This is a genomic window from Rhodococcus sp. 15-649-2-2 (assembly GCF_002258645.1).
Classification (GTDB): Bacteria; Actinomycetota; Actinomycetes; order Mycobacteriales; family Mycobacteriaceae; genus Rhodococcoides.
In genome coordinates this window covers 911,877-934,537 of the sequence record NZ_NPFM01000031.1, presented here as the reverse complement: position 1 = coordinate 934,537, position 22,661 = coordinate 911,877, and the positions used below count along the sequence as shown (strand labels likewise).

General features: G+C 64.0%; 23 protein-coding genes. 14 read left to right on the top strand and 9 right to left on the bottom strand.

Features of this window, described 5'->3' with window-relative positions; all coding sequences use genetic code 11:
* Positions 1 to 24: 24 nt before the first annotated feature.
* The 3 genes from CH305_RS25155 (at position 25) to secA (ending at position 4,871) form a co-directional block, all read left to right on the top strand.
* Positions 25 to 708, top strand: coding sequence for a ComF family protein (locus CH305_RS25155; protein ID WP_080734611.1), 684 nt, complete (start codon positions 25 to 27; stop codon positions 706 to 708).
* Positions 709 to 943: 235 nt separating this feature from the next.
* Positions 944 to 1,612 carry a ribosome hibernation-promoting factor, HPF/YfiA family gene (gene hpf, locus CH305_RS25150; protein WP_032376902.1) on the top strand — a complete coding sequence of 223 codons (669 nt, stop codon included), beginning with the start codon at positions 944 to 946 and terminating at the stop codon, positions 1,610 to 1,612.
* Positions 1,613 to 1,964: 352 nt separating this feature from the next.
* Positions 1,965 to 4,871, top strand: coding sequence for a preprotein translocase subunit SecA (gene secA, locus CH305_RS25145; RefSeq protein ID WP_094610672.1), 2,907 nt, complete (start codon positions 1,965 to 1,967; stop codon positions 4,869 to 4,871).
* Positions 4,872 to 4,903: 32 nt separating this feature from the next.
* Here secA and CH305_RS25140 read toward each other — a convergent pair whose 3' ends face one another.
* Entirely contained in the window at positions 4,904 to 5,470 is a 567-nt protein-coding gene (locus CH305_RS25140) for an Rv3235 family protein (protein WP_141215925.1), read from the bottom strand.
* Positions 5,471 to 5,667: 197 nt separating this feature from the next.
* On the opposite strand from CH305_RS25140, the gene CH305_RS25135 reads away from it, so the two are divergent.
* From CH305_RS25135 to CH305_RS25115, 5 genes are all read left to right on the top strand, one after another.
* Complete coding sequence (locus tag CH305_RS25135) at positions 5,668 to 7,113, top strand: wax ester/triacylglycerol synthase family O-acyltransferase (protein WP_037155777.1); 1,446 nt, start codon at positions 5,668 to 5,670, stop codon at positions 7,111 to 7,113.
* A gap of 11 nt (positions 7,114 to 7,124) precedes the next feature.
* Positions 7,125 to 7,649, top strand: a complete 525-nt coding sequence (locus CH305_RS25130; protein WP_032376904.1) for a hypothetical protein — start codon at positions 7,125 to 7,127, stop codon at positions 7,647 to 7,649.
* Positions 7,650 to 7,769: 120 nt separating this feature from the next.
* Positions 7,770 to 8,885, top strand: coding sequence for a ferredoxin reductase (locus CH305_RS25125; protein ID WP_037156208.1), 1,116 nt, complete (start codon positions 7,770 to 7,772; stop codon positions 8,883 to 8,885).
* Between the two features lie 108 nt (positions 8,886 to 8,993).
* Positions 8,994 to 10,295, top strand: coding sequence for a fatty acid desaturase (locus CH305_RS25120; RefSeq protein ID WP_032403549.1), 1,302 nt, complete (start codon positions 8,994 to 8,996; stop codon positions 10,293 to 10,295).
* Between the two features lie 122 nt (positions 10,296 to 10,417).
* Positions 10,418 to 11,668: a fatty acid desaturase gene (locus CH305_RS25115; RefSeq protein ID WP_094705164.1), complete on the top strand. Its 1,251-nt coding sequence runs from the start codon at positions 10,418 to 10,420 to the stop codon at positions 11,666 to 11,668.
* Between the two features lie 45 nt (positions 11,669 to 11,713).
* On the opposite strand, the gene rsgA is transcribed toward CH305_RS25115, so the two are convergent.
* Genes rsgA through ybaK form a run of 3 tightly spaced genes read right to left on the bottom strand, consistent with a single transcriptional unit; the run spans position 11,714 to position 14,514 of the window.
* Positions 11,714 to 12,748: a ribosome small subunit-dependent GTPase A gene (gene rsgA / locus CH305_RS25110; RefSeq protein ID WP_052077613.1), complete on the bottom strand. Its 1,035-nt coding sequence runs from the start codon at positions 12,746 to 12,748 to the stop codon at positions 11,714 to 11,716.
* A complete protein-coding gene (aroA, locus tag CH305_RS25105; protein WP_094705162.1) occupies positions 12,700 to 14,016 on the bottom strand; it encodes a 3-phosphoshikimate 1-carboxyvinyltransferase in 1,317 nt (438 codons plus the stop codon). Before aroA ends, rsgA begins: the two co-directional genes overlap by 49 nt.
* Positions 14,017 to 14,022: 6 nt before the next feature.
* Positions 14,023 to 14,514, bottom strand: coding sequence for a Cys-tRNA(Pro) deacylase (gene ybaK, locus CH305_RS25100; RefSeq protein ID WP_094610606.1), 492 nt, complete (start codon positions 14,512 to 14,514; stop codon positions 14,023 to 14,025).
* A gap of 90 nt (positions 14,515 to 14,604) precedes the next feature.
* On the opposite strand from ybaK, the gene CH305_RS25095 reads away from it, so the two are divergent.
* Both CH305_RS25095 and rsrA read left to right on the top strand, forming a co-directional pair.
* Positions 14,605 to 15,387: a sigma-70 family RNA polymerase sigma factor gene (locus tag CH305_RS25095; protein ID WP_094610605.1), complete on the top strand. Its 783-nt coding sequence runs from the start codon at positions 14,605 to 14,607 to the stop codon at positions 15,385 to 15,387.
* Complete coding sequence (gene rsrA / locus CH305_RS25090) at positions 15,384 to 15,680, top strand: mycothiol system anti-sigma-R factor (RefSeq protein ID WP_032376909.1); 297 nt, start codon at positions 15,384 to 15,386, stop codon at positions 15,678 to 15,680. Before CH305_RS25095 ends, rsrA begins: the two co-directional genes overlap by 4 nt.
* 102 nt (positions 15,681 to 15,782) lie before the next feature.
* On the opposite strand, the gene CH305_RS29775 is transcribed toward rsrA, so the two are convergent.
* Entirely contained in the window at positions 15,783 to 15,857 is a 75-nt protein-coding gene (locus CH305_RS29775) for a 50S ribosomal protein bL37 (RefSeq protein ID WP_370878772.1), read from the bottom strand.
* A 119-nt stretch (positions 15,858 to 15,976) separates the two neighbouring features.
* Between CH305_RS29775 and CH305_RS25085 the strand changes: the two genes are divergently transcribed.
* Both CH305_RS25085 and CH305_RS25080 read left to right on the top strand, forming a co-directional pair.
* The gene (locus CH305_RS25085; RefSeq protein WP_008717734.1) at positions 15,977 to 16,192 is read left to right on the top strand and encodes a biotin/lipoyl-binding carrier protein; all 216 of its coding nucleotides are present in this window, start codon (positions 15,977 to 15,979) and stop codon (positions 16,190 to 16,192) included.
* Between the two features lie 21 nt (positions 16,193 to 16,213).
* Entirely contained in the window at positions 16,214 to 17,692 is a 1,479-nt protein-coding gene (locus tag CH305_RS25080; protein WP_032403081.1) for a sensor histidine kinase, read from the top strand.
* Between the two features lie 108 nt (positions 17,693 to 17,800).
* On the opposite strand, the gene CH305_RS25075 is transcribed toward CH305_RS25080, so the two are convergent.
* Positions 17,801 to 18,055 carry a WhiB family transcriptional regulator gene (locus CH305_RS25075; protein ID WP_032366305.1) on the bottom strand — a complete coding sequence of 85 codons (255 nt, stop codon included), beginning with the start codon at positions 18,053 to 18,055 and terminating at the stop codon, positions 17,801 to 17,803.
* 266 nt (positions 18,056 to 18,321) lie between these two features.
* Positions 18,322 to 19,275 (bottom strand): diacylglycerol kinase family protein, encoded by a 954-nt coding sequence (locus tag CH305_RS25070; RefSeq protein WP_032403551.1) that lies wholly within the window; start codon positions 19,273 to 19,275, stop codon positions 18,322 to 18,324.
* A gap of 162 nt (positions 19,276 to 19,437) precedes the next feature.
* On the opposite strand from CH305_RS25070, the gene CH305_RS25065 reads away from it, so the two are divergent.
* On the top strand, positions 19,438 to 19,869 hold the full coding sequence (locus CH305_RS25065; RefSeq protein WP_094705160.1) for a hypothetical protein: 432 nt from the start codon (positions 19,438 to 19,440) through the stop codon (positions 19,867 to 19,869).
* A 9-nt stretch (positions 19,870 to 19,878) separates the two neighbouring features.
* Here the strand turns inward: CH305_RS25065 and CH305_RS25060 are convergent, their stop codons facing one another.
* Together CH305_RS25060 and CH305_RS25055 are read right to left on the bottom strand one after the other, a co-directional pair.
* Complete coding sequence (locus CH305_RS25060; RefSeq protein ID WP_032403083.1) at positions 19,879 to 20,355, bottom strand: GNAT family N-acetyltransferase; 477 nt, start codon at positions 20,353 to 20,355, stop codon at positions 19,879 to 19,881.
* The gene (locus CH305_RS25055) at positions 20,352 to 20,993 is read right to left on the bottom strand and encodes an acid phosphatase (protein ID WP_094610669.1); all 642 of its coding nucleotides are present in this window, start codon (positions 20,991 to 20,993) and stop codon (positions 20,352 to 20,354) included. Before CH305_RS25055 ends, CH305_RS25060 begins: the two co-directional genes overlap by 4 nt.
* A 191-nt stretch (positions 20,994 to 21,184) precedes the next feature.
* Here CH305_RS25055 and CH305_RS25050 point away from each other — a divergent pair, with 191 nt between their 5' ends.
* Positions 21,185 to 22,651, top strand: a complete 1,467-nt coding sequence (locus tag CH305_RS25050) for a DHA2 family efflux MFS transporter permease subunit (protein ID WP_094705158.1) — start codon at positions 21,185 to 21,187, stop codon at positions 22,649 to 22,651.
* Positions 22,652 to 22,661: the final 10 nt, after the last annotated feature.

Genomic DNA, 22,661 nt, shown 5'->3' with positions numbered 1-22,661 from the left:
TGGGTGCGGGCAGACTCGACGCTCATGCGAACACTCCTCGATCTGGTGCTCCCGCTCGAGTGCGCCGGTTGTGGAGTGCCGGGGGAGAACTGGTGCCGCGCGTGTCGTGAGGCACTGTTCGTTCCACCCATCCCCGTTCGTCCGCGTGTCGATCCCGGTGTGCCGTGTTGGGCTCTCGGCACGTACAGCGGACCCCGTCGCAGCGCCGTCATCGCCGTGAAGGAACGGGGTCGCCGGTCGGTGGCTCGGCCACTCGGACGTGCGTTGGCAGTGGCCGTCGGACATCTGCGTGAGGCGGGTGAGATCGATCCCCCGGAGCTCGGCTCGCTGATTCTGGTCTGCGCTCCCTCTCGGGCCCGCGCGGCCCGGGCGCGTGGGGGTGATCCTGTCCTGCGATGCGCGCGGATCGCGGCCGAAGAATTGGCACCGGAGCGAGTTCTCGTGCCCGAGTTGCTGCGAATGTCCGGTGGAGCCAGAGATTCGGTCGGGTTGTCGGCCGGACAACGTCAGCACAACGTGGCGGGTCGGATCGAGGCAGTGGGGGTCCGTCGCCCACGATTCGGCGGAGGTGCGTCGCAGGCGGCGGCGTTCACCGTTCTGTTGATCGACGACGTGGTGACCACCGGTGCCACATTGGCCGAATCGGCAAGAGTGTTAAGCGATTTCGGAGTACCCATCGCCGGCGCACTCGTCGTGGCCAGTGCCTGAGAGCTCCCGAGGAAGACACGCCGACAACCAATTCCCGGTGAACGGTGGCACACGAGTCGATGACCGACTAACGTCGCGGACACGTACCTGACGGGTAGGAGCGAAGCCCCCAGGAACGACCCGAAGAGACAGTGATGCGAGGTGATGCCCCGGACTCTGATGCCGGAAGGTTCCCCATTCGGCATGCACACTTGCCACGTCCAACAGTGGGCGTGGCCGATATCGGGAGGTACGCGTGACGACCCCTTCACAAGCCTCGGTTTTCTTCGACGAGAAGCCTTCGGAAGAACCCGCCAAGAGCAACGCGGACGTTGTGGTCAAGGGCCGCAACGTCGAGATACCGGACCATTTCCGGATATATGTCTCCGAAAAACTGGCTCGCCTCGAGCGCTTCGATCCCTCCATCTACTTGTTCGATGTCGAACTGCAGCACGAACGAAATCGCCGTCAGGCCAAAGCATGTCAACGCGTGGAGATCACCGCGAAGGGCAAGGGTCCGGTTGTTCGAGCCGAAGCGTGCGCCGACAGTTTCTATGCCGCCCTCGAAGCGGTGACGTCGAAACTCGAGAGCAGACTCAGGCGAACCAAGGACCGTCGGAAGGTGCACTACGGAGAGAAACGGCCTGTCTCCGTCGCCGAGGCCACCGCCGAACTCGCCGAGGACGACACGCTGGCACTCGACCCCGATACGAAGCTCGATTCCTTCGAGGACGATCAGAGCGGCCCCGGGCACATCGTGCGTACCAAGATTCACTCGGCCGCTCCCATGAGCGTCGACGATGCGCTGTACGAAATGGAGCTCGTCGGCCACGATTTCTTCCTGTTCCACGACAGTGCCACCGACCGACCGTCGGTCGTGTATCGACGGCACGCCTTCGATTACGGCTTGATCAGACTCACCTGACCCGCCCGTTCGCGGCGGCAGAGTTCGTTCGCCGTCCGTGAAATCACTTCACCGCTGCAGGCTCGATGCCGGGGGACATGATCCCCACGTCGGGCCTGCAGTGCTGTGTCGATGCCGTGTCGGTGTTGTCCGGATGGCGAACCCGGGATCTCCTACGACCGACACTCGGTTTGCCGCGCCCGCAGCGGCACCGCCTACCATGGACGCGTTCGGGTCACCCGCCGCGCGGATGCCGTGGTGATGGACCCGTGAGCTCGTACTGTGATGCAGTGTTGTTCGCAACGCAGTGTTGTTCGTGATGCAGTTGTTCGTGTCAGTACCCGTGAACCGAGGATCGAGGACGAGAAAGCCCGTGCCGTCGCTGTCGTTTTCCAAGCTGCTCCGTGTTGGTGAAGGTCGCATGGTCAAGCGCCTCAAGAACATCGCTGACCACGTCTCGACCCTGTCTCCCGACGTCGAGAGCCTTTCCGACGACGAACTGCGCGGCAAGACCGCGGAGTTCAGGGAGAGGTACTCCGCAGGGGAGAGCCTGGACCAGCTGTTGCCCGAGGCCTTCTCGGTTGCTCGTGAGGCGTCGTGGCGCGTTCTCTCGCAGAAGCACTTCGATGTTCAGGTCATGGGCGGTGCCGCTCTGCACTTCGGCAACATCGCCGAGATGAAGACCGGTGAAGGTAAGACACTGACCTGTGTTCTTCCCGCTTACCTCAACGCCATCTCGGGCGACGGTGTGCACGTGGTGACGGTCAACGACTATCTCGCCAAGCGTGACTCGGAGTGGATGGGCCGCGTCCACCGCTTCCTCGGTCTCTCGGTCGACGTGATCCTCTCCGGTATGACGCCGGTGGAACGCCGCGCCGCGTATGCCGCCGACATCACCTACGGCACCAACAACGAGTTCGGGTTCGACTACCTGCGTGACAACATGACGCACTCGCTCGACGACCTCGTGCAGCGTGGGCACAACTTCGCCGTCGTCGACGAGGTCGACTCGATCCTCATCGACGAAGCTCGAACGCCGCTGATCATCTCGGGGCCGGCCGACGCGTCGAGCAAGTGGTACGGAGAGTTCGCCCGTATCGCGCCGATGTTGAAGGTGGACACCCACTACGAGGTCGACATTCGTAAGCGGACCATCGGTGTGCACGAAGCAGGCGTCGAATTGGTCGAGGATCAGCTCGGCATCGACAACCTGTACGAGGCCGCCAACTCGCCGCTGGTGAACTACCTGAACAACGCGATCAAGGCCAAAGAGCTCTACACCAAGGACAAGGACTACATCGTCCGCGACGGCGAGGTCATCATCGTCGACGAGTTCACCGGTCGCATCCTGGTGGGACGCCGCTACAACGAAGGTATGCACCAGGCGATCGAGGCCAAGGAGAAGGTGGAGATCAAGGCCGAGAACCAGACTCTGGCCACGATCACACTGCAGAACTACTTCCGCCTGTACGACAAGCTCTCGGGCATGACCGGTACGGCCGAGACCGAGGCAGCAGAGCTGCATCAGATCTACGGTCTGGGCGTCATTCCGATTCCGACGAACCGTCCGATGGTCCGCGTGGACAACGGAGACCTGATCTACAAGACCGAAGAGGCCAAGTTCGACGCCGTCGTCGACGATGTGGTCGAGCGGCACGAGAAGGGCCAGCCGGTCCTCATCGGTACCACCAGCGTCGAGCGCTCGGAGTACCTGTCGAAGCAGTTCACCAAGCGGGGCGTGGCCCACAACGTGTTGAACGCGAAGTTCCACGAGCAGGAAGCGACCATCATCGCCGAGGCCGGTCGGCAGGGCGCGGTGACTGTGGCGACCAACATGGCCGGCCGCGGTACCGACGTCGTTCTCGGCGGTAACCCGGATATCCTCGCCGACCTGAAGCTCCGGAAGCAGGGCCTGGACCCGGTCGAGACCCCCGAGGAGTACGAGGCCGCGTGGGAGCCTGCTCTGGAAGAGGTCAAGGCACAGGTCAAGGCCGACGCGGATACTGTTCGCGAGGCCGGCGGCCTGTACGTCCTCGGTACCGAGCGGCACGACTCGCGTCGTATCGACAACCAGCTCCGAGGCCGCTCGGGCCGTCAGGGTGACCCGGGCGAATCGCGTTTCTACCTCTCGCTCGGCGACGAATTGATGCGCCGATTCAACGGCGGCGCACTCGAGTCGATCATGACCCGGCTCAACCTGCCCGACGATGTACCGATCGAAGCCAAGATGGTGTCCAAGGCCATCAAGAGTGCTCAGACTCAGGTCGAGCAGCAGAACTTCGAGATCCGCAAGAACGTCCTCAAGTACGACGAGGTGATGAACCAGCAGCGCACCGTCATCTACGAGGAGCGGCGGCGCATCCTCGAGGGTGCCGACATGGAGGGTCAGGTCGAGGGGATGATCACCGACGTGATCACCGCTTACGTCGACGGTGCCACCGCTGAGGGGTACGTGGAGGACTGGGATCTCGAGCAGCTGTGGACCGCGCTCAAGACCCTCTACCCGGTAGGCGTGGACCACAAGGTTCTGGCCGGGGAGAACGAGGACGGCGAGAAGGGCGACCTCAGCCGCGACGAACTACGTGAGGCGCTGCTCGAGGACGCGCGGTCCGCTTACGCCAACCGTGAAGCCGAGATCGACGGTATCGCCGGCGAGAACGGGATGCGCGAGCTGGAGCGGCGAGTGCTGCTGTCCGTGCTCGACCGCAAGTGGCGTGAGCACCTCTACGAGATGGATTACCTGAAAGAGGGCATCGGCCTGCGTGCGATGGCGCAGCGCGACCCGCTGGTCGAGTACCAGCGCGAGGGCTACGACATGTTCCAGGGCATGCTCGACGGTCTGAAAGAGGAGTCGGTCGGCTTCTTGTTCAACCTGCAGGTCGAGGCGACGCCGGCTCCGACAGGACCTGCTGCCTCGGCAGGCCTTGCCGTGGCTCCGGGACTGGCCTCGCCGGTGGGCTCGGGCCGCCCGGCACCGACACCCGCAGCAGCACCCGCACCGAAGGCTCCGGCACCCACTGCTCCTACACCCACTGCTCCTGCGCCTGCCACTCCTGCAGTGCCCTCGGCTCTGCGGGCGAAGGGTCTCGACGAGCAGGAAGAGCAGAGATTGACCTTCTCCGGTCCGGCCGAGGGTGGCGGCACCGATGTCCGCCGATCGGGTGCGTCGGCCGGCGGCAGTGACTCCACCGTCGATGGCACTCGCCGTGAGCGTCGCGAAGCGGCGAGGGCGCAGAGCAAGGCCCCCAAGAAGACTGCTCGCTCCAAGCGCAAGAGGTAGGGGATCACGGTCGCCTCACCGCGAGGCGACTCTCACCCCACTCGCAACGACGTGACCGTCCACCCGGGACGGCGTGGATCGACTGCCAATTCGATCCGGCCCGCGAAGGCGAACATTCGCGGGCCGCGGGTGTACGAGCCGAATATCTCCGCGGAGACATCGGACTGATACACGACGTGGACTCGGTGCACGGCGGCGAATCCGAGCCGTCGCCCCGGCGGTGGGTTGCGCACGATGGTTCGTACCAGGTCGATCATCGGTGTGGTGAACAACACCGAGAGTTGATCGGCACTCCGTCGGCGGTCGATCACTTCGATCAGCATGCGCATCGCGCGGTCCGCCGACGACCGCGCGTCGGCGGGTACGACCGGTCGACCGACCGGCTCGGTGCGTCGTCGAGAACGGTTGCTGCGCACCGACGTTCGATGTACCACCGGCCTCGGCTCGGTGGCCGCCACCGGATCCCACGTGTGCACGGTCGTGGACGAGAGCGGCGGCTCGAAGGGAGCGGCACGCGAGAGGAAGCAATGCGGCTCGGCGTGTGGTCGGGGGCTCGTCCCCGAAATACGCGGGGTGTCCGGCGGTTCGTTCGTTTCCATGACGCTCACACCGACATTGACGGTCCACGGCGGCGTTCGGTTCCCCGACGAAGCAGGTCGATTCCGCCGACACGTGTCCTCGACCGACCCCACGACCGGCGCTGGTCCGCCACGTACTCTAGGTTCGAGCCACACCGCGCGCCCGACCTACTCGAACGGGTGCGAACTCCACGCAAGGACGGAGACTGGAACACGCGATGGCGACCAGGCTGACAGCGCAGGATGCGTCGTTCTACTTTCTCGAGGCCAGTAGCAGTCCTATGCACCTCGGCTCGCTCGCGATCTTTCGAACCCCTCGCAGCGGGTTCAGTTACGAGCGTCTGCTGTCGTTGGTCGAACAGCGATTGGCGCTGGTTCCCCGGTATCGGCAGAAAGTTCGCGAAGTCGCCTTCGGGCTGGCCAGACCGGTATGGGTCGACGACGCGGATTTCGACATCACCTACCACATCCGGCGCTCGGCGCTTCCGAAGCCGGGTTCGGACGATCAGTTGCACGATCTGATCGCACGGCTGACCTCGCGACCCCTCGACCGCACTCGGCCTTTGTGGGAGATGTACCTGGTCGAGGGACTGTCGAAGAACCGTTTTGCCATCTTCACCAAGTCCCACTCGGCGCTCGTCGACGGCGAGCACGCACTCGACATCGGTCAGGTGATCCTCGACGCGAGCAAGAATCCGCCGCCGGTTGCCGAGGAACTGTGGATGCCCGCTCGCGAGCCCAAGGATTCTGCTCTCGTCATCGACGCGCTGACCGAGTTGGTCGTGCGGCCGGGGGAGAGTATCGAGGCTCTGCGTGGCGCAGTGAACGGCATGGCCGGTGTCGCGGGTGACGCGGTGCGTGCTGCCGGCAAGGTTGCGGCCTTGCTGCGCACCGCGACCCAGAGCGCTCCGTCGAGTCCGCTCAATGCTCCGATTTCGCGAAACCGCAGATTCGCGGTGGCCAAGACCGAGCTGTCGGACTATCGCAAAATCCATAATCGCTTCGGTTGTTCGATCAACGACGTGGTGCTCGCGGTCGTCACCGGCGCGCTGCGAAACTGGTTGCTTTCGCGCGGCGAACCCGTGACCGCGTCGTCGACGGTCCGGGCCATGGTGCCGATGTCGGTGTACGTCTCCGCCGATCGCGTCGGTTTCGGCGATGTGGGCGACAGGCCTGCCGAGCCGGCCGAGGACGATCGCAGCGAGATCTCGTCCTTCCTCGTCGACCTGCCCGTCGGTGAGTCGAATGCGGTGGTTCGGCTCTCGCACATCGCACACGCCACCGAGGCACATGCACATCAGAGCCGGGGCGTGACCGCGCAGACGCTGATGCGCATCACCGGATTTGCGCCTGCGAGTCTGCACGCCATGGGCGCGCGGGCAGGCAGCCGACTGTCTCAGCGGGTGTTCAATCTGATCGTGACCAACGCTCCCGGACCGCAGTTTCCGCTCTACGTCGGCGGCGCACGCATGCTCGAGATGTATCCGGTCTCGCCGTTGTTCGAGAACCAGGCGATGAGCATCGGCTTGACGTCGTACGACGGTTTCGTGTTCTTCGGGCTCAACGCCGATCGAGGTGCCATGCCCGACGTGGACGTGGTGACGGCGTTGCTGCACGAGGCGCTGGAAGAATTGGTCGACGCGAGTAACGAATCGAGAGTGTGAGGTCTTCTGCAATGCGTGTCTACGTTCCAGCGACGCTGGAGTTCTTGAAAGTGTTGTCGGCGGACGGTGAATTCAGCCCGGTCTCGCGGACGGCGTTCGCGGTGACGCCGACTCTGCGTGAGGCATATTCCTCCGGCGACGACGAGGAGCTGGCCGAGGTGGCGATGGGGGAGGCCGCCAGGGCCTCGCTGCGCTTGATCGCAGCGGCCGTCGACGACGAAGCCGACTCCGGCACGGTCGCCGAGGGTGTGGTGTATCGACGAGCGGTGATCGCAGCCGATGTGGACGACCCCACCCTGCGACCCGATCTCGACGATGCCGTCGTTCGGTTGAAAGAGCCCCTGCGGATGGATCAGGTCGCGTCGGTGCACGTCGACCTCGAAGGGGCCGAATCGGCAGTCGCGAAGGCTGCGGCGGCAGTCGATGCTGCCGACATGGGTGACGCCGACGCGGAGTTCGTGCTCGGAGACGCCGAGGATCACACGTTGGCGTGGTACGCCCCGCAGGAGTTGTCGTTTCTCCTCGAACTGCTGTGAGTACGCTGTGATCGTCCCCGCACCGTCGTGGCAAAGGTGACCCTGACCGCGAACCTACGGTAGCGTAACCTCGATGGCCGGATGCGGCTCGGAGTCTCGATCGAGGGGATGGAACACCCGATGGATCTGAAGAAATGGCTGGAAGCTCCTGCGGCCGGCGTCTCGGCACCCAGGCGTCCCAGACTGAACATGGTGCGCGGTGCATTCACCCGCATCACCACTCCCTTGTTGCCGGACGACTACCTTCATCTGGCGAACCCACTGTGGTCGGCGCGTGAGTTGCGAGGCCGCATCGTGCGAGTGGAGCAGGAGACCGCGACCGCGGTGACGCTGGTGATCAGGCCTGGTTGGGGTTTCAATTTCGATTACCAGCCGGGTCAGTACATCGGAATCGGTTTGCACCTCGGCGGACGGTGGCACTGGCGGTCGTACTCGCTGACCTCGCCGCCGAACTGGGAAGACAAGCTGATTTCCATCACGGTCAAGGCGATGCCCGAGGGCTTCCTGTCCTCGCACCTCGTCGGCGGCGTGCCGCAGGGAACAATCGTTCGGCTGGCCGCGCCGAAGGGAAATTTCGCGCTGCCGGTTCCGCCGCCGAACAAGATCCTGTTCGTCACTGCGGGCAGTGGAATCACTCCGATCATCTCGATGCTGCGGGCACTCGATCGACACGGGGACATGCCCGACACGGTGCACATCCACTCGGCTCCCACCGAGGACGAGGTCATGTTCGCCGCCGAGCTCTCCGCGTTGGAGAAATCTCATCCCAACTTCACCTCCCACGTGCAGCTGACGCGGTCAGACGGCAAGTTCGCGCTGGCCTCGCTGGACGAGCTGTACCCCGATTGGCGGACGCGCGACACCTGGGCCTGTGGCCCCGCGGCTCTCCTCGAAGAGATCGAGAAGACCTGGAAGCGCGAGGGCATCGAGGACAGGCTTCACCTCGAGAGGTTCGAGATCTCCCGAGCCGACACTTCCGGTGCCGGCGGCACCGTGACGTTCTCCAAATCCGACAGGAACATTGCTGTCGACGGGGCTACGAGCCTTCTCGAAGCCGGCGAGAGTCTGGGAGTTCAGATGCCGTTCGGCTGCCGGATGGGTATCTGCCAGACGTGTGTGGTCCCGTTGACCGCAGGGCACGTCATCGACCTTCGTTCCGGCAAGGAGCACAGCGAGGGCGATCGTGTGCAAACGTGCATTTCCGCTGCTGCGGGCGACTGCACATTGGAACTGTAGGTCTGTTTTTCGCACACTGCCTTCTCAGGCTGTTCGGTTACGCTTACGTAGGTTGCCCATGCCGAACCACGATATTTCGGGCACTGCACTCAACTGTTGGAGGACCCGGTGGCCATCACCGATATCAAAGAATTCGCGCACCTGAGCGAAGAAGACATGGAAGCATTCGGTCGCGAACTGGATGCGATCCGCCGCGACGTCGAAGACAGCCGCGGCGAGCGCGATGCCGCCTACATTCGCCGAACGATCAGACTGCAGCGACTACTGGAACTCGGTGGGCGCGCGGTGTTGCTCGGTAGCAAGTATCGACCGGCATGGCTTGCCGGGACCGCGATGCTCAGCGTCGCCAAGATCATCGAGAACATGGAACTCGGTCACAACGTCATGCACGGCCAGTGGGACTGGATGAACGATCCGGAGATCCACTCCACCTCGTGGGAGTGGGATCAGACCGGACCGTCTGAGCAGTGGAAACGCGCCCACAACTACTCGCACCACACGTACACCAACATCGTCGGCATGGATGACGACATCGGCTTCGGCATCCTGCGCATGACCCGCGACGAGCCGTGGAAGCCGATCAATCTCATTCAGCCGCTCGCCAACATCGTGCTGGCCACCACCTTCGAGTGGGGCATCGCACTGCACGATTACGACGCTCAGAAGCAGTTGGACGGCGAGGGCGAGAAAGGTCTGTTGAAGTCTCCGGCGAGCCGCGCGTTCGCGCGCAAGATCGCCAAGCAGGTCGGTAAGGATTTCGTCCTGTTTCCCGCACTGTCCGGCCCGGCGTGGAAGTCCACGCTGACCGCCAACGCCACCGCCAATCTGGTCCGGAATCTGTGGGCGTACGCGGTTATCTTCTGTGGCCACTTCCCGGACGGTGCGGAGAAGTTCACGATCGGCCAGTTCGAGACCGAGACGCGCCCAGAGTGGTACCTGCGTCAGATGCTGGGAAGCGCCAACTTCGAGGCCGGTCCCGTCATGGCCTTCATGAGCGGCAACCTCTGCTACCAGATCGAGCACCACATGTTCCCGGACCTGCCGAGCAACCGGTACTCGGAGATCGCGGAGAAGGTGCACGCACTGTGCGAGAAGTACGACTTGCCTTACACCACAGGGTCGCTCGGCAAGCAGTACCTGCTTGCGCTGCGGACCATCCACAAGCTGTCACTGCCCGACTCGTGGTTGCGAGCCACGTCCGACAACGCTCCCGAGACGTCGTCCGAGCGGCGTTGGCGGGTCGGCGATTCGCCCGCAGTTCATGCGCTCCGAATCGATCCGCTCACCGGGCAGCGTCGCGGCCTGCGTTCGGCCATGCAAGAGGCGCGCGTGAGCTTGCGCAACGCCAAGAAGGAAGCCAAGCGTCAGGCCAAGGCTCTTCGCCGTTCGGGCGACCGCGTTTCATTGTGAATCGTCACACAGATTTCCGCCCGTAACCTACGGAACCGTAAGTTACGGTACGGTAGGGACGGAATTGCACATAGCGCATACATGCGTGCTGTGTGTTCACGACTGCCAGGAGGTTGTTTGCCATGGCGATTACGGACGTCAAAGAATACGCGCATCTGACCGATGCCGACATCGAAACGTTGGGCCACGAACTCGACGCGATTCGGCGGGACATCGAGGCGTCTCGAGGCGAACGCGACGCCCGGTACGTCAAGAACACGATCCGCTTGCAGCGCTCCCTCGATATCGGCGGTAGGGCCGTTCTGTTCGCCAGCCGCCATCGTCCGGCGTGGCTGGTCGGAACTGCCATGCTCGGGGTCGCCAAGATCATCGAGAACATGGAACTCGGTCACAACGTCATGCACGGACAGTGGGACTGGATGAACGATCCGGAGATCCACTCCACCTCGTGGGAATGGGACAACACGGGTCCGTCGGCGCACTGGAAGCAGACGCACAACTACATCCACCACAAGTACACCAACGTGTTGGGTATGGACGACGACGTGGGCTACGGCCTGCTCCGGGTCACCCGCGATCAGCGGTGGAAGCCCTTCAATATCGGCAACCCCGTCTACAACCTGCTGCTGCAGTTGTTCTTCGAGTACGGAGTGGCGCTTCAGCACCTCGAACTGGGCAAGGTGGCCAAGGGCCGAGTCCCGCGCGAGGAATTCGAGCAGAAGCGGCGCGAAGTACTGGAGAAGGTCGGCAAGCAGATCGGCAAGGACTACGTCCTCCATCCGTTGCTCACCGGTCCCGCCTGGAAGAGCACGTTGACGGCGAACATCGTCGCCAACATGATGCGCAACGTGTGGACCAACACCGTCATCTTCTGCGGTCACTTCCCGGACGGTGCGGAGAAGTTCACCAAGTCCGACATGGAAGGCGAGACGCAGGGGCAGTGGTACCTGCGTCAGATGCTCGGCAGCGCGAATTTCAATGCCGGTCCCGTCATGGAGTTCATGAGCGGCAACCTGTGCTACCAGATCGAGCACCACCTGTTCCCCGACCTCCCCAGCAATCGACTGCGGGAGATCAAGGTTCGGGTTCTCGAGCTCGCCGAGAAGTACGACCTGCCGTACACGACCGGTTCGATCGTGCACCAGTACTTCCTGTCGTGGCGCACCATCGCGAAGCTGTCGCTGCCCAACAAGTACTTGAAGGCAACGAGCGACGATGCTCCCGAGACCGCGTCGGAGCGCAAGTGGGCCGATGCTCCCGCCGGCCTGTTCACCGTCGACCCGGAGACCGGCAAGCGTCGCGGTCTGCGCACTGCAATCGCGGAAACCAAGAAGCGCAAGGGAATTCGCAAATTGGTCGGCAAGGCAGCCTGACCGCCGCCGATTGGGTAGCGAAGCCTGGTAGACACTTTCGGGTGTCTACCAGGCTTCGTTCGTTCGAACGGCTTCGAGAAGTAGACGAACGGCAGCGACGCGTCGTGCCGCGTCCCCGGTGAGGGAGTCGAGGGCACATTCGGGGTCGGCCGGAGGGCCGAGGTGGGTGCACCCACGCGGGCAGTCTTCGATCGTGTCGGCCAGATCGGAGAACGCAGCGACGACGTTCTCGGGGGAGATGTGCGCGAGTCCGAACGACCGGATACCCGGCGTATCGACCACCCAGCCGCCGCCCGGCAGCGGTAGCGCCACCGACTGCGTCGAGGTGTGACGGCCTTTTCCGACGCCCGAGACCACCCCGGTGGCCCGATAGGCATCGGGCACCAATCTGTTGACAAGAGTGGATTTTCCGACGCCCGAGTGGCCGATGAGGGCGGTCACGTCGTTAGTCAGCATCGCGGTCAGTTCAGTGAGGTCCTCGGACTGACCTGCCAACACCACGGGAACGTCGAGATCGGCGAATGCCGCGGTGAATTCCTCGGGGGCGGCCAGGTCGCTCTTCGTCAGGCACAGCACGGGTTCGAGGCCACCGACGTACGCGGCGACCAGAGCTCGTTCGACGAAACCGGTGCGCGGCGGCGGGTCTGCGAGTGCCGCCACGATGAGCAACCTGTCTGCATTGGCCACCACGACGCGCTCGAACGGGTCGGTGTCGTCCGCGGTGCGCCGCAGGACCGTGCGGCGCTCGGCCACGCGCACGATACGAGCCAGGGTGTCGACCTTGCCCGACAGGTCTCCCACTATGTCGACTTCGTCGCCCACCACGATCGGGGTCCGGCCCAGCTCGCGGGCGCGCATCGTCACGACCGGTCGGGTCGGGTCGCCGCCGAGCACACAGCCCCATCGGCCTCGGTCGACCGAGACGACCATTCCTGCTTCGGCGTCGTTGTGTTCGGGTCGAGTCTTGGTGCGGGGTCGAGAACTCTTACCCGGTCGAATGCGGACGTCGGATTCGTCGTATCGACGGGCGGTCAGGAGCCGACCTCGCTCGATGTGGTGGTGGACAGCATTGCGTCCCAAAGCTTCTCGAAGCCCGGAAGGGTCTTGGCGGTGGTGCCGATGTCGTCGACCTCGACGCCGGGGACACGCAATCCGACGATGGCGCCGGCCGTGGCCATCCGGTGGTCGGCGTAGGCGCGCCAGCTGCCGCCGTGCAGCGGTACCGGATCGATCCTGATGCCGTCGTCGGTTTCCACTGCACGCCCACCGAGCCGGACGATTTCGGTGGTGAGCGCCGCGAGTCGGTCGGTCTCGTGACCGCGCAGGTGGGCGATGCCGCGGAGAATCGACGGTCCCTCGGCGAGGGCTGCGAGCGCCGCGACCGTCGGTGTCAGCTCGCCGACGTCATGGAGATCGAAGTCTATGCCGCGCAACGTATCCGGACCCTCCACCGTCAGGGTGCCCGCAGTCAGGTCGACCCGAGCGCCCATCAGCGCGAGGATCTCGCGGATCGCGTCACCGGGCTGGGTGGTCGACTGTGGCCAATTCGGAACGCGCACTCTGCCTCTCGTGACGGCTGCGGCGGCCAGGAACGGGGTGGCATTGGACAGATCCGGCTCGATGATCCACTCGATCGGTGTGATCGGACCCGGGTACACACGCCAGGTGTTCGCGTCGCCACCGGTTTCGGGAGTGTCCACGCGCACTCCGGCTCGCCTCAGCATCTCCACGGTCATGTCGATGTGCGGCATGGACGGAACGGGCTTACCGATGTGGTGGATCTCGATTCCGTCGTCGAACGCCGCCGCCGACAGCATCAGACCGGAGACGAACTGCGAGGATCCCGAGGCGTCGATCTCGACGGTCCCGCCGCGCAGCGAGCCCGTACCGCGCATCGTGAACGGAAGCGCGCTGCCTTCGATCTCGGCACCCACGGCGCGCAGTGCATCGAGGATCGTGTCGAGAGGGCGGATGCGTGCTTGCTCGTCGCCGTCGAACGATACTTCGCCGTCGGCGAGTGCAGCGAGAGGCGGCACGAAGCGCATGACGGTGCCTGCCAGCCCGCACTCCACCGATCCGCCGTGCAGCGGTGCCGGAGTGACTCGCAGTGTCGTCCTGTCGTCGTCTGCGGCGGTGATGTCGATCCCCAGAGTCGTCAGAGCGTCGATCATGAGGTCGGTGTCACGGCTGCGGAGGGCACCGACGATCGTCGACGGGCCGGATGCGAGGGCGGCGATGATCAGTGCGCGATTGGTGATGGATTTCGATCCGGGCAGTGTGACTGTCGCATCGACGGGTGCGGCCGCGGCGGGTGCTGTCCAATTGCTCACGCGTCCATCTTCGCTCATTCGCGATCAGCGCGCGGCGATGGGAGCGGTTGTGGCGCGGGTGAGCCGGACGAGGTCGGCCGGGGCGAGTTCGATTTCCAGGCCACGGCGGCCTGCACTGCACAGAATCGTCTCGAACTTCAGAGCGGAGTCGTCGATGGCTGTGGGGAGGGACTTGCGTTGGCCGAGAGGTGAAATTCCACCGAAGACGTAGCCGGAGGAACGTTCGGCGGCAGCCCTGTCGGCCATTGCGATCTTTCTGGTGGCCAGAGCGGTCGCCGCGGACTTGAGCGAGAGCATCGTCGTGACGGGAACGATCGCGACGGCCAGCGACCGGTCCGCCCGTTCGACGATCAGGGTCTTGAAGACTTGTTCCGGTCGAACCCCGAGTCGGTCGACGAGCACCCGAGCCGCCTCCTCGCCGTAGGACTGCGCCTGCGGATCGTGCTCGTAGGAATGCACGGTGTGCGCCACCTTGTGTGCCGTGAGCAGCGCAAGAGCGGGGGTCGACGCAGCCATCCGCTGAACTCTAGTTCCAGCGCGGGAACATGGCGGTGCCAACCCGTGTTGTGTAACCACAGATACGGATGCAGGCGGAAGGAAAGACGAATGGCAGTGCTGACCGCGGGACGTCCCCTCGTGTTGAAGGGGGTGATCTCTTCGCAGAAGTCGACTTCGGGCGCGGTAGCCTGGGCGGTGGAAGCTATCGAAGGGATCAGCGTGACAGAAGCCAGCAATCCCGTCGCTCCAGTAGACGACGAGAAGGCGATCGCGGAGCAGAGGGCAGCCGAGACCGGTGTGCAGTTGACCGAGCGCTTCGAGCGCGACGCGCTGCCGATGCTCGATCAGCTCTACGGCGCGGCATTGCGGATGACGCGCAACCCCGCCGACGCCGAGGACCTGGTTCAGGAAACGTTCGTGAAGGCCTACTCGGCTTTCCGGTCGTTTCGTGAGGGTACAAACCTGAAGGCCTGGCTGTACCGGATTCTCACCAACACCTACATCAACTCCTACCGCAAGAAGCAGCGTCAGCCCGCTCAGTACCCCACCGACGAGATCAGCGACTGGCAGCTCGCTGCGACCGCCGAGCACACGTCGACAGGCCTGCGCTCCGCCGAGGTGGAGGCGCTGGACGCGTTGCCGGACGACGACATCAAAGCGGCGTTGCAGTCCCTTCCCGAAGAGTTTCGAATGGCCGTCTACTACGCCGATGTCGAGGGCTTTCCGTACAAGGAGATCGCCGAGATCATGGGAACGCCCATCGGAACGGTGATGTCGCGTCTGCATCGCGGACGCAAACAACTCCGAGGACTGCTGGCCGACGTGGCACGCGAGCGTGGATTCAACCGGGACGGCGCAGTCGACCGGCACGAGCAGGAGGTAGTCCAATGACGGGCACCGGCAACACCGACGGAGACGAGCAGTTCGAGCGACTCGACTGCTCGGCAGTCATCGCGGACGTGTGGATCATGCTCGACAACGAGTGCGACGAGGCCAGCCGAACGCGCCTGCAGAAGCACATAGACGAGTGTGGGTCGTGCTTCGAGGCCTACGGAATCGAAGAGAAGGTCAAGCGACTGATCTCGCGCAAGTGCGGAGGTGACCAGGCACCGGCCGGTCTCCGTGAACGGCTGAGTATCGAGATCCGCCGGACCGTGCTCACTCGGCAGGTCGACTCCGAGTAGCCGAAGACGGGTCGAACGACGACTCACCGAACGACGACTCACCGAACGACGAGGGGCCGAGAAGCATCTGCTTCTCGGCCCCTCGCGGCTTGTGGCAAACCGTCAGCTGTTCGGACGTTTGCCGTGGTTGGCCTTGTTGCCCTTACGAGCACGCTTCTTACGTCCACGCTTTCCCATGATGGGCTCCTCTCGTTTGTTCAGTACAGTCTCCCACGTGTGATTGGCTTACTGTGACGGGCCTGGTCTCCGGTGGGTGTCCAGCGCGGTTCGTGGTGACGTGAGAGAGGGGTTCGCCGATGTCCGAGGACGTTCGCGCGGAGATGGTGTCCACGGTGTTTCAGGTGGTCGTGGCTCGAGGTGACGCGGTCGAGGTGGGTGACACCCTGGTCATCCTGGAGTCGATGAAGATGGAAATTCCGGTGCTGGCCGAGACGGCGGGCACGGTCACGTCCGTGGATGTGGCCGTCGGCGACGTCATTCAACAGGGCGACCTCATCGCCGTCGTGTCCTGAGCCACGGCCGACCGATATCTCGTGTCGACCCTCAGTGACCTGTTGGCCGAGCACACCGACCTCCCGGGCGTTGCGGTCGACCACCTGCAACGTGTCGTGGGGGAGTGGCAGCTGTTGGCCGACCTCTCGTTCGCGGACGTGTTGTTGTGGGTCGGTACCGACGACGTGTCCACCGGAACCGCCGACGTGCTGTGTGTTGCCCAGTGTCGGCCGACCACTGCGCCGACGGTGTTCACACACGACATCGTGGGCACCACGATTTCCGAGTCCGAGCATCCGGATGTGATGGTCGCCCTGCAGCAACGTGAGATCGTCCAGGGCGGCGTCCTGACGCGAAGCGAGAGCATTCCGGTGCGCTGCGGAGAGCACGTGATCGCGGTGCTCACGCGCGACACCAACCCGGCTCAGCTTCGACCGCCCAGTGCGCTCGAGGTGGCCTACCGTGAATGCGCCGACGATCTGTGTCTGATGATCAGCGAAGGAACGTTTCCCACACCGGAGGAGCGCACCGACGTGAACTCGTCTCCCCGAGCAGGCGACGGCTTCATTCGCGTGGACACCGAGGGCCGGGTGGACTACGCGAGCCCCAATGCGCTGTCGGCCTACCACCGGATGGGACTGACGACGGAACTGTCCGGCCGAGATCTCGCGTCGGTCACTCGATCGCTGGTCACCGATCCGTTCGACTCACAAGAGGTTGCCGACCACATTCGGTCGTCCCTCAGCGGCAACGTGGGCCATCGAATGGAGGTCGATGCCCGCGGGGCCACCGTCCTCGTGCGCACCCTCGCGCTTCAGCCCCGTGGGCGGTCGGCAGGTGCTGCTGTGCTCGTCCGTGATGTCACCGAGGTGAAACGACGCGATCGCGCCCTGCTCAGCAAGGACGCGACCATCCGGGAGATCCATCATCGGGTGAAGAACAACCTGCAGACCGTCGCGGCCCTGCTCCGGCTGCAGTCCCGTCGCCTGGAGAACGAGGAAGCACGTACAGCGCTGGCGGAATCGGTCCGTCGGGTGACGTCCATTGCCGTGGTGCACGAAATGTTGTCGATGTCGGTGGACGAGGAGGTCGACCTCGACGAGATCGTCGACCGCTTGGTGCCGATCATGCTCGACATCGCGACGGTGAATCCGCGGGTCCGGGTGGCACGAGAAGGCAAGCTCGGAGTCTTCTCGGCAGAGCGAGCAACACCGCTGGTGATGGTGCTGACCGAATTGGTACAGAACGCGATGGAGCACGGTTTCGACGCCGGATCTGCCGGAGTGGTGAGAATCAGCGCCGATCGCTCCGCGAAATGGTTGGACGTCGTCATCCATGACGATGGGCGCGGGTTACCGAGCGGGTTCTCCCTCGAACGCTCGGACGGTCTCGGACTGCAGATCGTGCGCACTCTGGTCTCGGTCGAGTTGAACGGTTCGCTCGGCCTGCATCCGGCATCGGGTGGCGGAACCGACGCGATGCTGAGAGTCCCTCTGGGGCGTCGCGCACCGCGTGCATGACGCCTCGTCGGTGAACATTGCGTTACGCGGTCGGTGGCCCGTGGCATGGAAAAGGCCCGGTATCCGCTTGCGCGGGTACCGGGCCCTCCGAGTTGCTGCGTATGCGTCCTAGACGGAGCTGCGTGCGCGCGTACGTGCGTTGCGTCGCTTGAGTGCACGGCGCTCGTCTTCACTCATTGCGCCCCATACTCCTGCGTCCTGGCCGGATTCGAGTGCCCAGGACAGGCATTCAGCGGTGACGGGGCACCGAGTACAGACGACTTTGGCATCGGCGATCTGCGCGAGCGCCGGGCCACTGTTTCCCACCGGGAAAAATAGTTCCGGATCTTCATCGCGACAAATTGCCTTGTGGCGCCAGTCCATCCTCTGCTCCTTACCGGGCGCCGAAGCGCCGTTTCGTTTCTCTTCTGTTCACGAGTGGGTAACCAATGTTTCCGCACTGTTGCTTGTGAATGCTTTCACGAACTCAGGTGAAGTCAAGGGATACGCGCGTGACCGTGGTCAAGCTCACTCTGTTAGGCTCGCTTTAGCCTTCTGCGCTCCTTTGTACCCCGAGCTGCCGGATTTCGCTCGTCTTTTCGCAGGAAACTGCCCTTCTGACATCCCTGTGCGCGAGGAACGACCGCGTATCACCTGGTCGGAGCGACGACTTCCAACGCATCGGGAGTGGCGAAGAACTCCGCTTCGGTACGTTCGCCCAAGTAGTCCCCATCCATTTGCAACCCCACCGGCTCGGTGGAAGAAATGCGGACACTGGGGACGTCGTCGATTCGAATCAGCTTGCGCGACTTGGGTTCCGCGCCCTTGGCCAACAACTGTCGCGACACCCGAAGCGTAGGGAACAGGGCAGTCGAACGCATCCCGAACACACCGAGACCCGAATCGAAACCCGTGCCGGGATTGGTGTGCACAGGCCGCTCGTTCAGATAGGTCCACGGACTCGAATTCGACACGAACGCGTAGTGCACCCCTTCGAAGGGATCCTGACCGGGAACCTCCACCGTCAACCGGGCAGGCCGACGCTTGTGCTTGAAGAATTCCTGCACAGCCGACCGCAGATACCGCGTCGCGGACACCGGCTTGCCGTCCTTGCGACCGGCATCGATCGCCCGGCACACATCGGCATCCAAACCCATACCCGCATTGAACGTGAACCAGCGATTGTCACAGTGGCCCAAGCCGATCGTTCGCCGAGCTCGCGCATCGAGCAGGCCGATCAACTGATTGGTCGCCGCCACCGGATCTGCCGCGATACCGAGTGATCGCGCGAACACGTTTGCACTGCCGCCGGGAACGACGGCGATCGGCGGAATGGCGCCGATCGTCACCGCCTGCATCGACGTCGGTAACGGCACCCCGAGCAAACCGTTGATCACCTCGTTGACCGTCCCGTCACCACCGTGAACGATCACCAGACCCATGCCGTCCTCACGGGCACTGCGCGCGAGTTCCGACGCATGGTCACGATGAGTCGTCTGCGCAACAGTGACTCGAACACGACTCGACAACGCATGGGCCAGCAGATCCCGAGCCGCAGCCGTCGTAGAAGTCGCATTGGGGTTGACGATCAACAGCGCACGCACGAGATCCAACACTATCGGGGCCGTTCCGCAGGCTCCACTTGCCTGGTTCCTGGGTCGTTCCGCAGGCTCCAGTTGCCCTCTTCCTGGGTCGTTCCGCAGGCTCCACTCCCGCCTCGAGTGGGTCGTTCCGCAGGCTCCACTCCCGGGTCCTAGGCTGGTCGCGTGCCCACCCCAACACCCGAGAGCATCGCTCCTCCGGCCACCTTCCGATCCGCCGGGGTCCTCGTCGCAGCACAGGGCGCGGCCTCGTTGATTGCCGCGTTCGTTCTACTCGTTCGGGCGGTCTCCGGCGAAGGAGACAACGCTGTCGCCAATGGCTACGGCACCGCCGGTTGGTTCGGAGTCCTCGGTGTCGGAGTCGGGGCTGCGGGCGTCGCACTCATCCTCGGCAAACGCTGGGGCAGGGCCATTGCCACCGTCGTGCAGCTGCTGCTGCTGCCCGTCGTCTGGTCGCTGTTGACCGGGTCGCACCAGACCGTCTACGGCGTCGTTCTCGGCATTGTGGTGACCGGTGTGCTCGTTCTGCTGTTCAGCCCGCCCTCGTCGCGGTGGATGGCAGCCGAATACAGCGACGTCGACGACGAGCTCGGCTGAACCGAACCGTCACCGCGCCGTCGCGGCCAACTCGGCCAACGCATCCTCGGTCAACCGGTACGTGGTCCACTCGTCCTGCGGCTGCGCACCCAACGATCGGTAGAAGCCGATCGACGGGGTGTTCCAGTCCAGAACCGACCACGTCAACCGCGTGTAGTCGTGGGCGACGCACTCGGCGGCCAACGCGGCGAGCAACCCTCGTCCGAAGCCTCCTCCGCGCGCGGCGGGCTGCACGTAGAGGTCCTCCAGATAGATACCGTTGACGCCGTCCCAAGTGGAGAAGTTCAGGAACCAGAGTGCACACCCCACCACGACCCCCTCCTGCTCGGCGACGTGTGCGAACACCGATGGCTGGGCACCGAACAGCGCACGACGAAGGTGCTCGTCTCGAACGGTGCACAGTGACGACGACTTCTCGTACGCAGCGAGCTCGTGGACCAAACCGGTGATGGCGGGAACATCGGCCTCGGTGGCGCGGCGGATCATCGACTGTCTTCCTTTCGAGCGGACGCTGCGGTCAGAATCGAGGGGTGCACGTTGTGCGCGACGAGCTGGCGGAACGAATGCTCGAACCCGAGTAGCGAATACGCGGCAGGCGAGAGCGCGAACCGCTTGCCCTCGGTGATCGGAGCCTCGGTCCAGCCGGCGATGAGCGCGCGGGAGAAGTGGCCGTGACCGACCAATACGACGTCACGGTCGGTGAGCAGTGGTAGGACGACCGAGAGCACCAGCTCCACCCGCACCGCGATGTCACCGATCGACTCACCACCGGGGCACGGATGCGTCCACACGGTCCAGTGCGGAACCGTCTCGTGGATCTGCGTCGACGTGATGCCCTCGTAGTCTCCATAGTCCCACTCCGACAACGCATCCCACGTTCGGTCGACATGTAGGCCTGCCAGGTCGGCGGTTCTACGGGCGCGCTCCCGCGGACTCGAGATCACCAGCGGATCGCGCAACTTCAGCAGCTGCAACAGTGAGCCGGCGTCGACAGCCTGTTGCTCGCCGACGCTCGTGAGAGGGACGTCGGTACTTCCGGTGTGTTTGCCGGCCAGGGCCCATTCGGTTTCCCCATGCCGTAGGAGGACAACTCTGCCGGCCTCGACGCCGCCGTGTGTGGTCATGAAGACGATCATGCCTGTAACCGCGATGTGGCCTTTGTCATAGTCACGCCGGATATGTGTCCGAAAATTCCATTGAGCACAGACCTACCGGCCGGTTACTCTCACTTGAATCTTCGCCGTCGTGCGACTCGGCTCCGAGCCTGCGTGGCCTCGGGACGCCTCGTAGCTTTCGATCACCGATCTGGAGAACCATGACCGACCTGAGCAAGCCCGAGGCGACCGACGCACCGCAGAAGCTCGACGGAGCGCTGTTGAAAATTGCCGGCGTCGTCGTACTCGGCGCGATTATGTCCATCCTCGATGTCACCGTCGTCAGCGTTGCTCTCCGGACATTCACCGACGTGTTCGATACGACGTACGCCAACGCCGCGTGGACGATGACCGGCTACACGCTCGCGCTGGCAACCGTCATACCCCTGACCGGGTGGGCCGCCGACCGTTTCGGAACCAAACGCCTCTACATCACCGCGCTCGTGCTGTTCGTACTCGGTTCGGTGCTGTGCAGCTTCGCCTGGGACATCACCTCGCTCATCGTGTTCCGAGTGTTGCAAGGGCTCGGGGGCGGCATGCTGATGCCGCTGGGCATGACGATCATGACCCGCGCTGCCGGTCCCGAGCGCATCGGCCGAGTGATGGCCGTGCTGGGTGTTCCCATGCTCATCGGCCCCATCGCAGGCCCCATTCTCGGCGGCTGGCTGATCGAGGCAGCAAGCTGGCACTGGATCTTCCTGATCAACCTGCCGATCGGCATCGTTGCGCTTGTTGCCGCTGTGGCCATCTTCCCCAAGGACAACCCGACTCCGTCCGAATCCTTCGACTTCCGCGGCATGCTGATGCTCTCGCCCGGTCTGGCACTGTTTCTCTACGGCGCGTCCTCGGTCGTCGAAACCGAAACCGTCCTTGCCGTGAAGGTGCTGGCTCCGGTTCTCGTCGGCCTGGTACTGATCGTCCTGTTCGTCTTCCACGCGCTCCGTGTGGAGCACCCGCTGATCGACTTGCGACTGTTCAAAAACCGATCGCTGTCCGTAGCGGTCATCACCACGACGCTGTTCATGGTGGCCTTCATGGGCGCGGGCCTGCTGTTCCCCAGTTACTTCCTGCTGCGCGGCGAATCGACTCTGTCCGCTGGGCTCCTGCTCGCCCCGCAGGGCATCGGCGCGATGATCGCGATGCCGATCGCGGGGGTGATCGCCGACAAGACCGGCCCCGGCAGAATCGTGCTCGTGGGCATGGTGCTCATCACCGCGGGTATGGCGGTGTTCACGCAGGTGGGCACCAGCACGTCCTACACGCTGCTGATCGGTGCCCTGTTCGTGATGGGCCTCGGCCTCGGATCGACGATGATGCCGATCATGACGGCGGCCCTGCAGACACTGACCGACGAAACCGTCGCTCGCGGCTCCACTTTGATGAACATCGTTCAGCAGGCCGCCGGCTCGATCGGTACCGCCTTGATGTCGGTGGTGCTGACAGCTCAGCAGAAGCCCGCACTGACCGCCACCAACCAGGCCGATGCGTTCGACATCTCGGCCAGAGCCTTCGGTACCACCTTCATGGTTGCCTTGGTTCTCATCGTCGCCACGTTCGTTCCCGCGTTCTTCCTGCCCCGAACCAAGCATGTGAGCAAGGGGGCGGCGGCACCGATCGTCCTGCACTGACGCGCCCGAG

Excerpts from the sequence above, each read along its gene's own strand:
- CH305_RS25075 (WP_032366305.1), bottom strand. The coding sequence starts at position 18,055 with ATGGACTGGCGCCACAAGGCAATTTGTCGCGATGAAGATCCGGAACTA.
- CH305_RS25115 (WP_094705164.1), top strand. The coding sequence starts at position 10,418 with ATGGCGATTACGGACGTCAAAGAATACGCGCATCTGACCGATGCCGAC.
- CH305_RS25125 (WP_037156208.1), top strand. The coding sequence starts at position 7,770 with ATGGATCTGAAGAAATGGCTGGAAGCTCCTGCGGCCGGCGTCTCGGCA.
- CH305_RS25155 (WP_080734611.1), top strand. The coding sequence starts at position 25 with ATGCGAACACTCCTCGATCTGGTGCTCCCGCTCGAGTGCGCCGGTTGT.
- rsrA (WP_032376909.1), top strand. The coding sequence starts at position 15,384 with ATGACGGGCACCGGCAACACCGACGGAGACGAGCAGTTCGAGCGACTC.
- aroA (WP_094705162.1), bottom strand. The coding sequence starts at position 14,016 with ATGAGCGAAGATGGACGCGTGAGCAATTGGACAGCACCCGCCGCGGCC.
- CH305_RS25095 (WP_094610605.1), top strand. The coding sequence starts at position 14,605 with ATGGCAGTGCTGACCGCGGGACGTCCCCTCGTGTTGAAGGGGGTGATC.
- CH305_RS25050 (WP_094705158.1), top strand. The coding sequence starts at position 21,185 with ATGACCGACCTGAGCAAGCCCGAGGCGACCGACGCACCGCAGAAGCTC.
- CH305_RS25135 (WP_037155777.1), top strand. The coding sequence starts at position 5,668 with ATGGCGACCAGGCTGACAGCGCAGGATGCGTCGTTCTACTTTCTCGAG.
- CH305_RS25085 (WP_008717734.1), top strand. The coding sequence starts at position 15,977 with ATGTCCGAGGACGTTCGCGCGGAGATGGTGTCCACGGTGTTTCAGGTG.
- CH305_RS25130 (WP_032376904.1), top strand. The coding sequence starts at position 7,125 with ATGCGTGTCTACGTTCCAGCGACGCTGGAGTTCTTGAAAGTGTTGTCG.
- CH305_RS25140 (WP_141215925.1), bottom strand. The coding sequence starts at position 5,470 with ATGGAAACGAACGAACCGCCGGACACCCCGCGTATTTCGGGGACGAGC.
- CH305_RS25060 (WP_032403083.1), bottom strand. The coding sequence starts at position 20,355 with ATGATCCGCCGCGCCACCGAGGCCGATGTTCCCGCCATCACCGGTTTG.
- ybaK (WP_094610606.1), bottom strand. The coding sequence starts at position 14,514 with ATGGCTGCGTCGACCCCCGCTCTTGCGCTGCTCACGGCACACAAGGTG.
- CH305_RS25055 (WP_094610669.1), bottom strand. The coding sequence starts at position 20,993 with ATGACCACACACGGCGGCGTCGAGGCCGGCAGAGTTGTCCTCCTACGG.